This window comes from Paenibacillus sp. FSL K6-3182, from assembly GCF_037976325.1.
Taxonomy (GTDB): Bacteria; Bacillota; Bacilli; order Paenibacillales; family Paenibacillaceae; genus Pristimantibacillus.
The window spans coordinates 2576891-2589710 of record NZ_CP150265.1 but is presented as its reverse complement, the minus strand read 5'-3'; the positions used below and the strand labels follow the sequence as shown (position 1 = coordinate 2589710).

Annotated in this window: 12 protein-coding genes and 1 pseudogene; 7 read left to right on the top strand and 6 right to left on the bottom strand. The window is 43.2% G+C overall.

Annotated features, from left to right (window positions below; all coding sequences use genetic code 11):
- Window positions 1-371: 371 nt before the first annotated feature.
- The gene (locus MHH56_RS10990) at window positions 372-1361 is read left to right on the top strand and encodes a glycosyltransferase (protein ID WP_339208218.1); all 990 of its coding nucleotides are present in this window, start codon (window positions 372-374) and stop codon (window positions 1359-1361) included.
- On the opposite strand, the gene MHH56_RS10985 is transcribed toward MHH56_RS10990, so the two are convergent.
- Entirely contained in the window at window positions 1358-1984 is a 627-nt protein-coding gene (locus tag MHH56_RS10985; RefSeq protein ID WP_339208216.1) for a polysaccharide deacetylase family protein, read from the bottom strand. The genes MHH56_RS10990 and MHH56_RS10985 overlap by 4 nt on opposite strands.
- A 71-nt stretch (window positions 1985-2055) precedes the next feature.
- On the opposite strand from MHH56_RS10985, the gene MHH56_RS10980 reads away from it, so the two are divergent.
- The 4 genes from MHH56_RS10980 to MHH56_RS10965 are packed head-to-tail and all read left to right on the top strand — an operon-like array spanning window position 2056 to window position 5345.
- The gene (locus MHH56_RS10980; RefSeq protein WP_339208214.1) at window positions 2056-3045 is read left to right on the top strand and encodes a glycosyltransferase; all 990 of its coding nucleotides are present in this window, start codon (window positions 2056-2058) and stop codon (window positions 3043-3045) included.
- Window positions 3046-3050: 5 nt separating this feature from the next.
- Window positions 3051-3683, top strand: coding sequence for a polysaccharide deacetylase family protein (locus tag MHH56_RS10975; RefSeq protein WP_339209555.1), 633 nt, complete (start codon window positions 3051-3053; stop codon window positions 3681-3683).
- The gene (locus MHH56_RS10970; protein WP_339208213.1) at window positions 3683-4660 is read left to right on the top strand and encodes a glycosyltransferase; all 978 of its coding nucleotides are present in this window, start codon (window positions 3683-3685) and stop codon (window positions 4658-4660) included. Before MHH56_RS10975 ends, MHH56_RS10970 begins: the two co-directional genes overlap by 1 nt.
- A 28-nt stretch (window positions 4661-4688) precedes the next feature.
- Window positions 4689-5345: a polysaccharide deacetylase family protein gene (locus MHH56_RS10965; protein WP_339208211.1), complete on the top strand. Its 657-nt coding sequence runs from the start codon at window positions 4689-4691 to the stop codon at window positions 5343-5345.
- On the opposite strand, the gene MHH56_RS10960 is transcribed toward MHH56_RS10965, so the two are convergent.
- Window positions 5346-5843: a cell wall hydrolase gene (locus tag MHH56_RS10960; RefSeq protein WP_339208209.1), complete on the bottom strand. Its 498-nt coding sequence runs from the start codon at window positions 5841-5843 to the stop codon at window positions 5346-5348.
- A gap of 110 nt (window positions 5844-5953) precedes the next feature.
- On the opposite strand from MHH56_RS10960, the gene murF reads away from it, so the two are divergent.
- Both murF and gerQ read left to right on the top strand, forming a co-directional pair.
- A complete protein-coding gene (murF, locus tag MHH56_RS10955) occupies window positions 5954-7054 on the top strand; it encodes a UDP-N-acetylmuramoyl-tripeptide--D-alanyl-D-alanine ligase (protein ID WP_339208208.1) in 1101 nt (366 codons plus the stop codon).
- A 143-nt stretch (window positions 7055-7197) separates the two neighbouring features.
- Window positions 7198-7425: pseudogene (gerQ, locus tag MHH56_RS10950) on the top strand (spore coat protein GerQ); the annotation flags it as partial.
- A 63-nt stretch (window positions 7426-7488) separates the two neighbouring features.
- Here gerQ and MHH56_RS10945 read toward each other — a convergent pair.
- The 4 genes from MHH56_RS10945 to MHH56_RS10930 all read right to left on the bottom strand — a co-directional run bounded on the left by MHH56_RS10945 (window position 7489) and on the right by MHH56_RS10930 (window position 12571).
- A complete protein-coding gene (locus MHH56_RS10945; protein WP_339208207.1) occupies window positions 7489-8907 on the bottom strand; it encodes an alpha-L-fucosidase in 1419 nt (472 codons plus the stop codon).
- Window positions 8908-8934: 27 nt separating this feature from the next.
- A complete protein-coding gene (locus tag MHH56_RS10940; RefSeq protein WP_339208206.1) occupies window positions 8935-10644 on the bottom strand; it encodes an ABC transporter substrate-binding protein in 1710 nt (569 codons plus the stop codon).
- 121 nt (window positions 10645-10765) lie between these two features.
- Entirely contained in the window at window positions 10766-11665 is a 900-nt protein-coding gene (locus tag MHH56_RS10935) for a carbohydrate ABC transporter permease (protein WP_339208205.1), read from the bottom strand.
- Between the two features lie 21 nt (window positions 11666-11686).
- Complete coding sequence (locus MHH56_RS10930) at window positions 11687-12571, bottom strand: ABC transporter permease subunit (RefSeq protein ID WP_076269619.1); 885 nt, start codon at window positions 12569-12571, stop codon at window positions 11687-11689.
- Between the last annotated feature and the right edge of the window lie 249 nt (window positions 12572-12820).

Below are 12820 nucleotides of genomic sequence, written 5' to 3'. Positions count from 1 at the left end.
CCGTTTTTCGTTCGCAAGCATCCGTCTGATCATAGTGGCAGCTTGTGCTCTTGTCACTATTTGTTTTGGTAAATCTGCTCTTTTTAGTATAACTGCTATTTCTTCCCGTTTCACCTTCTTTTTTAGATGCGCTTTCAAAATTGCAGATATGTCTTCAGCTTAAGCGATTCAAAAAAATATCAACGAGTCTCTTTTAAGTAGTTATCGTTTTTTTACGTATTGCCCTCTGCTCATCGTGTTTTTTTCTGCCAAGCCTCCAAATAAAACAATAAATACGGTTGATAGGCCGAAGTCTACTCGCTCACGAAAGCAGATGAATATACTACTAACGCGCCTATCCTCATTTTATTTGAACAGAAAGGAGTCAGCATATGCGTAACGATCGTCTGCGAATATTGTTTCTTGAAGACCACCCCATGTGGATATATGGATTGCCAAAAGGTTTTGAAAAACTCGGCCATGTTGTAAAAACATGTTATCCAAATAAGAAATCCAGACACTTAATTAAACAATTCAAACCGGATCTTATCATAGCGATGGGCTGGACTCCTTCCAATAGCTCGGCAAAACAACAGCATCGTATCGCAAAGCTAGCTCGTCTATCCGGTGTACCTTATGTATTTTGGTCAACAGAAGATCCCGGCTATACCGATATATTCTCGCTCCCCTTAATTCGAAGAACGAAACCTGACTTTGTATTCACGATTCATCGCCCCAGCATAAAGATTTTTAAACAACATGCCATTCGAGCAGCACATTTAGACTTTGGTAGCGATCCCGATACCCACTATAGGACGAAGCCTATTCAAAAATATCGGGGAACTGCTGCCCTTGTAGCAAATGGCTATCACAAGCTCTATCGTACCAAGCCTTATCATTACCGCTTTCAATCGCTGCGCCGCTTAGTGAATCCCTTTTTGAATCAAGGCTTGAAAACCGACATTTACGGACGCGACTGGAAGAAGATGAAACGAATTTTCAGTAAACCCGTCTCTTCGCGGCGAGTTCATGGCTATTTGCCCTATCAGGAGGCAATAAATGTTTATGGCTCCGTCGATTTTGTACTGGGACCGCAAAACGCCGAAGACCGACTCACGCAACGAACGTATGAAATTCTTGCAGCAGGCGGTTTGCTCATTACAGACGACACACCTGAAGTCCGGAAATGGTTCCGACCGGGGAGAGATCTTCTTGTCTCTTCCTCCGAAAAAGAAACCGAACAGCTGATAAAGAAATACAGCAAAAATGCTAAATTGCGAGAACATATTAGGCAAAATGCCGTTCGCGCAGCCGTTGCTCATTCCTACAAGAATAGAGCCAAATATTTGTTAAGCGTTCTGAAAAAGGAAAAAATCATTTAGTGGTTTTGTTTTAATTTCAACAACTGAGATACCGTCACAAAATGAAATCCTCTTCTACGTAAAATGCTGATGATTAACGGCAGCGCTTTTGCAGTTTGCTTGGCCGAATCGCTTGCATGGAGCAAAATAATATCTCCGGCCCGTACATTTTTTGTTGCGTTTTGAACGATCGCAGATACGCCAGGATTCATCCAGTCTTTCGAATCGATGCTCCAATAAATCGTACGATAACCTAACGAGCTCAATACATTCGTTACCCGTGTATTCATATCTCCATTCGGTGTTCGAAAGAGCTTGCATTTTATCCCGGTCACTGAACGTATCTTCGATTCTGACTTCTTCACTTCGTTTATAATCCAGCGGTTGCTATATTCCGTGTAGTTTTCATGCTTATCGCCATGGGAGCCGATTTCATAACCGAAAGCATTTATTTTCCGAGCTAGCTTCGCTCGTTTCTCCACCCATGGGCTTGATAGAAAAAATGTTGCACGATTTATTTTATTGGCTTGCAGGACGTTAAGTACGGGTGTAGTCATCGTTCCGCCCCAACCGATATCAAACGTTAAAGCCACACATTTCATCGTCGTATTTACGCAGCTTATGGGCTCATTTCTATTTTTCATCGTATCCCTCCATGCATATCTATATGATTTGAACGGAGAGTTTGCTTATACGCCTGTCTATTACAAACAGGATGGTGAACAAATTGAATATACTATTTTTGGAGCGTGGACAAATATGGTCACACGGTCTGCCGGACGGTCTGCGCGATCTCGGCCACAAGGTGCGAATGTCTGGACCCGTCTCAAGCTCCTCACTCTCCAATTTATTGCCTTCCTTTAAACCCGACCTTCTCATAAATGTAGGATGGGGCCCTGATCAAACTGAACAAAATCAGAAACGGATGAGAGCTTTCGCAACGAAATATAAGATTCCTTTAATTTACTGGTCAACAGAGGATCCAAACTTTACCAAAACATTTACACTGCCACTCTTAAAGAGGATGAAGCCCGACTTTACTTTTACCATTTCAGCAAAAACAGCGGTTGCGTTTCGAAAACAGGGGTTCCCTGCAGCCTATTTGGATTTTGCGTATCATCCAAACATTCATAAAAGGATTCCTCCTGACCTGAAATATGCAGCAGATATAGCCGTCGTAGCGAACGCCTACCCTGACGTATTGCGAAAATACCCCAAGCTTTATCGTCGCAAATCCATTGAAATTCTTATACGTCCTTTACTTCAAAGCGGTAAAAAAATTGATTTCTATGGAAAGAATTGGTCCCGCATGAAACCCTTTATTGGTCAAAACATTCCGAAAAAGCACATCAAGGGACCGATCCCTTATAAACATGCGAATAAAGTATACAGCTCCGCCAAAATTATTTTGGGCTTGCAAAACTACACGGATATGGTCACTCAAAGAACCTATGAAGTCGTCGGTTCAGGAGGATTTCTATTAACCTGCAACACACCTGCGACTAGGCGACTACTTAAGGCAGGACGCGATGCAGCGATATCTTCCTCTCCGAAGGAAACGCTGAAGTTGGTTCGTTATTATTTGGAAAATGATTTAGAACGGGAAAAGATTAGATTTGCAGGGCAAAAGAACATTCGAAAACATCATTATACGAACCGTGCCCGCAGTATGCTGTCCACGTTACGGAAGCAGGGAATCATTTGAGGAAAATGAGCCAAATAGCTGGCAAAGGAAAAAAAACCGCTTATCTCACCTTTGATGATGGGCCTTTGCCTAACACGAAAAAAATAATCGAACTATTAGGAAAACACAAAATAAAAGCTACTTTTTTCGTGATTGGCAATACAAGCCGCTTCGGACTTCGGATGTACCAGGCAATCGCAAATAGAGGACATAGCATTGGCAATCATACGTTTTCTCATGATTACGCTAAAATCTACTCATCTAAAAAAGCTTTTTTGACCGACTTTTATCAATTGGAGAAGCTGTTAGTGCGCACCATCGGAAAAAAACCACGAATCTATCGTTTTCCAGGCGGCTCTGAAAGTCCACCAGGTTATTTGTATGGCGGCAAACAAATTTATAAGAAAATAAAGACTTCCCTTGCCCGCAAAGGCTACATCGATTTTGACTGGCATATCGACTCATTCGACTCAAGTCCGCCTTTCCCCAGCCCCTACCAAATCATTAAGAAAGTGCTGAAGGAGAGTAATGAGCATAAAGATAGGATCATTTTATTTCACGATTTCTCAGACAGCACGCTTGCTGCATTGCCTGCCATCATACAAGGCTTAAAAAGACGGGGATACGTATTTGGAGTCCTAAAAGGAAGGAGAAAATAATGCGGATACTGTTTCTGGAAAGTCACCCCATGTGGGTTCATGGCCTTCCGAATGGATTTAAGGACCTTGGCCATAACGTGAAGATATCAGGTCCCCTTACAAAAAGAAATCTTCCGACCTTACTAAACCAATTTCGACCAGAGCTCATAATCAGCATGGGATGGACCAGTGAACATACTCCCATTAAGCAAAAGTGGATTCGCCGATATGTCGGTAAATCGGGGATTCCCCATATTTACTGGGCAACCGAGGACCCCACTCATCATGAATCGTTTACACTTCCTTATGTACGCGCTGTTAAACCGGATTTTGTATTTACGATATGTCGCCGCAAAGTAAAGGATTATAAAAAAATGGGCATACCTTCCGCCCATTTGGACTTTGGGTTTCACCGCAGTGTTCACCGTAGAGGAGCAGTTAACAAGCTGCTGAGGAGTGATATTGCAGTTGTAGCAAACGGCTATTCGCGGATTTTAAAGCTGTATCCCCATCATTTCCGAATTCAATCCTTAAATCATTTAATCCGTCCTCTGGTGCAGGATGGCACAAGAATAGATATTTGGGGCAAGCAATGGGAAGAAATGAAGCCCATCCTTGGTGTAGAGGTTCCTAATAAATGGATACACGGCTATTTGCCGTATCCTGAGGCACACAAAGTATATAATTCAGCTAAAATTGTACTCGCACCGCAAAACCAACTAACGCAAGTCACCCAGCGCACTTATGAAATTCTCGGATCTGGAGGTTTTCTAGTCACAAGTGATACACCAGAAATTCGGCGTTTATTCCGGCCAAATAAAGAACTTATCGTATCACGCTCTTCCAAACAAACTCGCCAATTGATTCGTTATTATTTGAAGCATCCCAAAGCACGTGAAAAAATTAGAAATCAAGGTTTCTTAGCCGTTCAGAAGCATAGCTACAAAAGTCGCGCAGCTCAAATCATCACCGAGTTGAAAAAACATAAATTAATTTGAGCTGCTCTAAAATGGAGGAACCCTATCCATGTATACGAATCGTGTGATCCAACACGTTCCGACTAACCAAAAAAATATCGCTTTAACGATCAATATCGCTCATGGCAGTCAAGTACCTATGAAAATGCTGTTCCTGCTTCGCAGATTAGGTGTAACAAAAGCAACCTTTTTTGTAACCGGCAAATGGGCTGAGTTAAATCCACGAATTACTAAAAAAATTCAACGTATGGGCTATGAGATCGCTTCACATGGATATCGTCATGACAATTATACAAGCCATTCCAATGCATGGATTAAACAAGATGTGCATTCCGCAAGGAAAGCAATCTATCATATTACCGGCGTCAGGACTAACATGATTCGAACACCAAGCGGTGATTTTGACGACCGTGTCATAAAACAGCTTCTGAGAATGAACCAAACGATTGTTCACTGGGATATCGATTCTTTGGATTGGAAATTAACCCGTACAGCTGATATCGTTCGCCGAGTTATACCACATGCACACCCGGGAGGCATTGTACTTCTGCATGCCTGCGACCCATGGATACAAAGCTTAAAGGCCGTACCGCTTATCGTCAATGGGCTGCGAAAACAAGGCTATCATTTCGTCACCATCAGTGAATTGCTTGGAAAGCGTAACCCGTTAAGGAAGAGCAGCAATCGCCGCCAGCGCTTCGTGTAACTAAGCAAAAACATGGCGGCCAATTCTAAGTTTTGGACGAAGTCTTAGAATCCAACGGGAGCTGGATAAATCGGGATTAAAAAAAAATAAACAATTGCCCGTAGGGTCCGTACCACTGAAAGCTTCCTTGGCTGCTTTATAAGACAGAAGAGTTGGCTCCAGCCAAAACCGTCCATTTTGTACCACTGTAAAAGCTAACGGTTGAGTAATAACAGCGGTGAGTGAATTCGGAAATTGATGGGATTTCAGTCGATTTAGAACAACTGCACCTACGGCAACCATTCCACGGTAGGGCTCACCGTTAGATTCACTGTGAATGATTCTTGATAATAGATTCAACTTCATATTTCCGTCAGTCAGCTTTCTTAAACGGAGCAGTGTTAATTTACTTAATGCCTTGGATTTGCTCGTGTGAAAATCACGTTGAAAGGCCAGCAAAGCCTTCTTTAGCTGACTATCCTTGTAACCAAGCATCCACAAACGTTCCCTTAATGTCACCCTATCACCTCCTCTTGTCCATCTTCTAAATCACCTTACAATATATGACTATTTCATAGATTTGTTTCTAGTTAAACTATCATTTATTCATAGAGTTAGGAGGATTGTTCATGCGCAGACCCATAATTGCCGTGACAGGCAGTGCAGGAAAAACAACGACAAAAGAGATGCTCGCTTCGATCTTGGAAAGAAATCGGAAAACGTTTAAATCGTTTCAAAATGGGAACGATATCTGGTTTACCTCCCAATATAGTAAACAAATCGATTCTTCGTATAAAGCGGTCGTCCTGGAATTCGGAATGAAGAAAGCTGGGGACATACGAAGGCATTGCCGCTTAATAAAGCCTTCGATCGGTGTAATCACAACGATAGGAAGAGCACATGTCGGCCATTTTAAAAGAGGAATACGTGGAATTCCTAATGCAAAATCAGAACTGATTAGAGGGATGAAGCAAACAGGGCTGTTATTTATAAATAAAGACGATAGATACTCCAAGCTGCTCGATTTGGCATCGTTTAAAGGGAAGATCTTGACTATTGGCATCGAAAATCATGCTGATTATCAAGCAAATCGTATCCGTTATTTAAAAAATGGGATGAGTTTCAACGCTCGATTAGGCAAAGAAAATGCAGCATTTTTCATTCCTGGCTTTGGTCATTTCAATGTATACAACGCCTTGTTTGCGATCGCTGTTTCCCATCAGCTTGGCTGTACCATTCCTCAGATCAAACGGGGGCTCAAAAAATATGAGCAGCCCTATGCACGATTAACTGTCCATCGTTTGCCTAGAAATACCATTCTCATTGACGATAGCTTCAATACGAAGCCAGAATTAGATGCTGCTTTGGACCTGCTGTGGAAGGTTGGCAAAAGGCGAAAAAAAATAGCTGTACTTGGAGAGATTCATGATCTCGGAAGGCATTCAAAAAAGATTCATTTTAACGTTGGAAAAAAACTAATGGAGCAATCCATTGATCGTCTTTACACGATTGGCAGCCATGCGAAAGAAATCCGTAAAGGAGCCATTCAGTCTGAACTTTCCAAAAGTAAGACAAACCATTTCCACTCCGTTTCCGGATTAAAAAGAAAGTTAGCTCAAAACATGCCAATTGGATCAGCCATCCTGCTTAAGGGCAGTACGGGGATAAATCAAAAAGTAAAACTTATGCATCTAGCTGAATGGTTCATTCAACAGGCTCATTCACGGTAATTGCAGGCTTCGGAAATATGAACAACTAGTCCAAGAACGAAACAAAACTCTCTCATATTATGATAGAAACCATATGCTGAGAGGAAGATTCAATGATGAGGAAACAAGTAAAGAACCATGCTTCAAAATCAGCTTTTGTTCAAGTTTTGCGATCAAATCGCGGTAAAACGGCTACCTTCTATATGACTTACGAGAACAACCGTGAATGGAATGCCAAAATATTTAAAGGAATCATTGAATCAGCTGGATTGGATTCCGTTGTTATTAGTGATCCGGCTACTGGTATGCGCTATTTACTGCTGACTAGAAATGTTGATTATGTAACATTTGATGTTCCCATAAGTACAAAAATTAGAAAAAAAGAAAAATAACAAAAAGAGAAGCATGCTGCCTTCAGCAGCTTGCTTCTCTTTTTGTTATTTTCACAGCTTGAATCATTCTTTAATTTTCCTCAACATCCGAAACACATGTGCTATTGGTGCAGGTCCCTTAACAGCAGCTTCAGGCAGCTGCACGGAAATCCCTTCATTATCCTGTGTCCAGTTCAGCTTTCCTTCCATTCCGAGCAGCTCAATCGACTCCAGCAAGCCTTCATAAGGAATAAAGACCGTCTCTGAAACTACTGTATCAGCTGATGGATAGTGGTTGGCACAATAAACATAATCTCCTTTTTGCGTGAACGCTTGACTGCCTGTATAGTAAGGCGCGCAAATGCGAGTACCATAAATCGCTTCGCCGTTCACCTTCAGCCAAGCGCCAAGCTCCTTCATGCGCTGGATAGCTCCTTCGGGAAGCCTGCCATCAGGCTGCGGAGCCACATTTAACGCGAGATTGCCGCCCTTAGCTACAACCTCAAGCAAAATCTTCACGATTTGGCGCGTCGGTTTATATTTATCTTCATATCGGAAAGAGAAGGACGTCCCCATCGTAATGCAGCTCTCCCAAGGGATGTTCATCGCCTCGGTGGGAATGGTCTGCTCAGGGGTAACATAGTTTTCATACGGTCCGCCTACTGTGCGATCTGCCGAGAGCAGCCATGGCTGCTGCTCCCTTGCTTTCTCCACAATCTCGCCAAGGCGAATGTCCTGGCCGCTCCGCAGCGGCTTTACCCAGCCGGCATCAAGCCATAGCACATCTATTCGGCCATACTGCGTCAATAACTCCGTAATCTGCTCGTGGGTAAACGCGACAAACTTGTTCCACAGCTCTGGATGCTCCTGCGGGTCGTAAGTAGGTCCACGCCGCGTATTGGTAAGGCTGCGTTCCATATCCGGAGCCCAGTAATAAGGCGTATGCCAATCTGCTTTCGAGAAATAAGCCGCGATAGACAATCCTTTCGCGCGGAACGCATCAAATACATGGCGGCAAATATCGGCATATTTATGCGTATGAAACGGTGTCTGTTCATCAGTGATGCGATAATTCGTCGTTTTTGTGTCCCACATGCAATATCCGTCATGATGCTTCGTCGTAAAAATGAGGTATTTGAAACCTCCCTCCTCCGCTAGATCTGCCCATACGTCTGGCTGAAAGCGAATCGGATTAAACGTCTTATTTAAATCAAAATATTGCTGTTTGAATGCTTCGCCATCCTTCTCCCAGTCAATGCCTTCGCGCGACCAATCCTGATCCTCGTCGCTTAGCGCCCAAGACTCTACAACTCCTAGCTGGGAATAAGGTCCCCAGTGCATCATAAGTGCGAGCTTCTGATCCTTAAACCATTCCAGTCGCTCAAGCGTAACTGGATTATCAGGTCGTATCCAATCACGCTCGCTGCTAAAATTATGCACACCTTCATGCAGCTCTTGCTCTTCTGTTTCTTCTAGCACGTTATCGCTGGTTAGCTCGCTCATCGCTGCAATGCCTCCTCCAATCGGTTATTAAGAATTGCCTAATGCTTTTTGATAAATTTCAATGTATTTGCCAAGCTGCAAGCCGTCAAAACCTTTCACATAAGCATCCCATTCCTTGCTAATGTCTTTGGAGCCCGTAATAAACTGTGCCATATTGGATTTTGTATAATCAATAATCGTTGTTTTGAGCTGAGCAGCGATTTCCGCATCATCTTGCGCAATGAATACGCCGTTTGGATACATTTCTTTGGAATGGAATGACTCATATTTTTTCGATTCCGTATTCAAACGTGTCCCATATCCACCATCTGCTAGCGGGTCCTGAATAGCCATCCAAGAGGAACGGTATGCATAGGTACGAAGTGAAGGCCCAATTTGCTCCCAGCCATCGTTATGCGTTTGCTTGCTCTCCCGTTGAATATAAGCATACTTAGCCTGCTTGCCATCAATATCTAATTCGCCGTCCTCTGCCTTGCGCCAGCCTTGACCTTCAGGGCCATTCTCTTGCAGCACAATCGCTTCCTCCGTGTACAAATAATCGGCTAGTCTGATCGCAGCGATCTGTTGATCTGCGGTCGCCTTATTCGTAATTGCAAATTGCGATTTGCTAATGCCCGCGAAGTTAAGTGTCTGCTGTACGCCACTTGGTCCTTTCAGCGGAGGCAGCGTCACATAATCCTTGTGCCTAGGCTGTGTTTCCGACATATTATAGCCATAGCTTATAAGCGCGGTTGTTACAGCTCCCATAATGTTATCCGGCTCGCGGTTCGCCAGCTGTTGAATCGCATCCGCATTTTGCGTGAAGGCTGCCGGGTCAATCAACCCTTCCTTGTACAGCTTGTTCAAATATTCAAGCCCTTGCTTCCATTCATCCTTGTTAGCAACAAAGTCGACTTTGCTATCTTTAACTGATAAGAAGGTACCGGCATTTTTCTCGGTATAATCATCTACTATAAACGCATTCATCAAGAAAGCGGACACGTTGCCAGCCCACATTTCATCGGACCCTGTAAGCGGAAGCTCATCATTCTTTCCGTTTCCGTTCGGATCTTGTTCCTTAAATGCCTTCATGACCTGATAGAATTCCTCCGTTGTTGTAGGCAGCTGGAGTCCAAGCTTGTCAAGCCATGCCTTATTGATCCAAAGCTTCAAAGCATTGTCGCAGTGGTAGCATTCATTAATTTGCGGCAGCGCATAGATGTTTCCATCTGGAGCTGTAATAGACGACTTCATATATGGAATATCTGCTAGAGCTTTTTTTATATTAGGAGCGTACTTATCGATTAATTCATTTAAAGGAAGGAATACGCCTTGCTTCCCATACTTCATTTGCTCTTCTCTTGTCAGATTAGCTTGCAAAATGACTTCCGGATAATCACCGCTCGCGAGCATCAGCTGTTTGCGGTCCTCAAGCGCATTACTTGGGACGAGATCCCATGCAATCTTAATGTTCGTTTTTTCTTCCAAAAACTTCGTGTACGTATTCGTCTCCATGTTCTCGATCGTAGGAAGCTGAGGAGCAAACATCTTAAGCGTCATCTGCTTATTCACAATGGGATACGTACCTACAGCTGTAAAAAGATCCTCTTGCACAGCATTTGTTTCTTTTTGCCCTGTTTCCTCTGTTTTTCCATTGCCGGATTTCCCCGTATCCTTGCTGCAAGCAGCTAGAATAACAACACAGCTAAGTACGACACACATTAAGATTGCACTGGATTTTTTCCATCCTTTTCTCATAAAACCGACTCCTCCTTGTGATATCCTAGTCACTCCTTGCAGCATGCTGTAACGTTCGTAACTGAATGATTGCCTCGGCCCCAAAGGCAACCCATCCCCCCTCCAAAAGAATTCCTCTTACTCATCCCTTCAAGGAACCAATCATGACGCCTTTCACAAAATATTTCTGAACAAAAGGATAGATGATGAGTACAGGTCCGCTAGCAACAACAATCAATGAATATTTCAATAAATCCTTTAGTCCCTGCTGAGCAAGCATCTGATTCGCATTGGAAATCATCGACGCGTCCACCGTATTTAGAATTAGAATATTACGCAATACGATTTGCAAGGGAAACAATTCCTGGGATCGCAGAAAAATGAGTGCATCGAAATATGCATTCCAATGTCCTACTGCATACATCAGCATCATAACGGCCAAGATAGGCTTCGAGAGCGGCAGTACGATGCTGAAAATAAACCGAATGTCGCTGCAGCCATCGAGGTCCGCCGCCTCGGACAGCTCCTCAGGAATACTGGTCTGGAAGAAGGTTCGTGCTATGATGACTTGGAATACGGCAAGAGCTCCCGGCAAAATCATAGCCCATCTTGTATCCAGCAGATGCAATTGTTTGACAACCAAATAATACGGAATCAACCCGCCCTCAAACATCATCGTGATAACAAGAAGAACCATGTAAAAATTTCTTCCATAAAACGTTTTCCTCGCTAACGGATAAGCAAGCATGACCGTCAGAATAACATTAATGATCGTTCCGACTACCGTATAGAACAATGAATTCATAAATCCAGTGCCGATCTGCGGATTGTTGAATACCGCCTTGTAGCCATCGAGCGTGAAATGGACCGGGAACAGCCATACCTTGCCGGAGACGACAGCCTGCGGCGAACTAAAAGAAGAGCTTAAAATATAGAGAAGCGGCAGAAGCACCACTAATAGAACCACAGTCAGAAAAGCATAAATGAATGCCATGAATAAACGATCTCCGTTTGATTCTCGAATGGTAACGTTTTTTTTCATAAAGTCTCCCTTCTGCCTCAATTACCACAGACTATTATTTGAAATTTTTCTAGCGATATAGTTGACGACAATCAGCAATGTTAAATTAATAACGGAGTTGAAAACTCCGATCGCTGCTGAGAAGCTGAAGCTCGAACCCAGCAAGCCCACTTTATACACATAAGTAGAAATGACTTCTGAGGTCGCTAGGTTAAGCGGATTTTGCATCAAATAAATTTTCTCAAAACCTAGCTTCATCAGATTGCCTAAATTAAGAATAAGAAGAATGACAGATACCGGAATCAAACTAGGGATATCGACATTAATAATTTTTTGTATTCTCGATGCCCCATCAACCCTTGCCGCTTCATACAGCTCAGGATTGACGCCAGCTAATGCCGCAATATAGATAATGGCCCCGTAACCGGTATGCTGCCACACATCCGACCAGACATAGATGGATTTGAATAATGAAGGAATACCCATAAAGTTTGTGTTTTCCACGCCAAGCATTTGGAACAATTTGCTGACGATCCCCACGTTTGGGGTCAAGTTGACAATTAAGATCGATACCATAATGACCGTTGATATAAAGTAAGGTGCATAAGAAACCAGCTGTACACTTTTCTTGAATAGTCCATTGCGCACTTCATTAAGCGCAAGCGCAAGGATGATTGGGGCTGGAAAGCCGACTAACAAGCCATAGAAGCTAATGCCAAGCGTATTTTTCATATAGAGCCAAAAATTTGGAGATTCGAAAAACTGCTTGAAATATTTTAGCCCGATCCACTCGCTTCCAAAGATGCCCTTAATGACGTTGTAATCTTTGAACGCGATCACGATGCCCGCCATGGGGACATATTTGAATATGATGAGATAAGCAATCGGCAATAAAATGACGAAATACAATTGCCAGTGGCGAGCCATTTTGCGTAGAGGCCCATACCTTCTTGCTGGGTGTGCAAAGGCCTGCGGAACGGAATGCCATTCATGATTAAGTTTGGACAAGGGCTAGCCTCCTTTAACATTCTCATTTTTGGTTGCGCTTTCATGTGATCATTTTATAAGCTTCCCTCACCATGCAACAAGATACATTAATTGCTCGCTTAACCTTTTTCGCATCGCTGCTCCATAAGAAACGGCAGCACCTTATACTATCGGTGCTGCCGTCCCTAT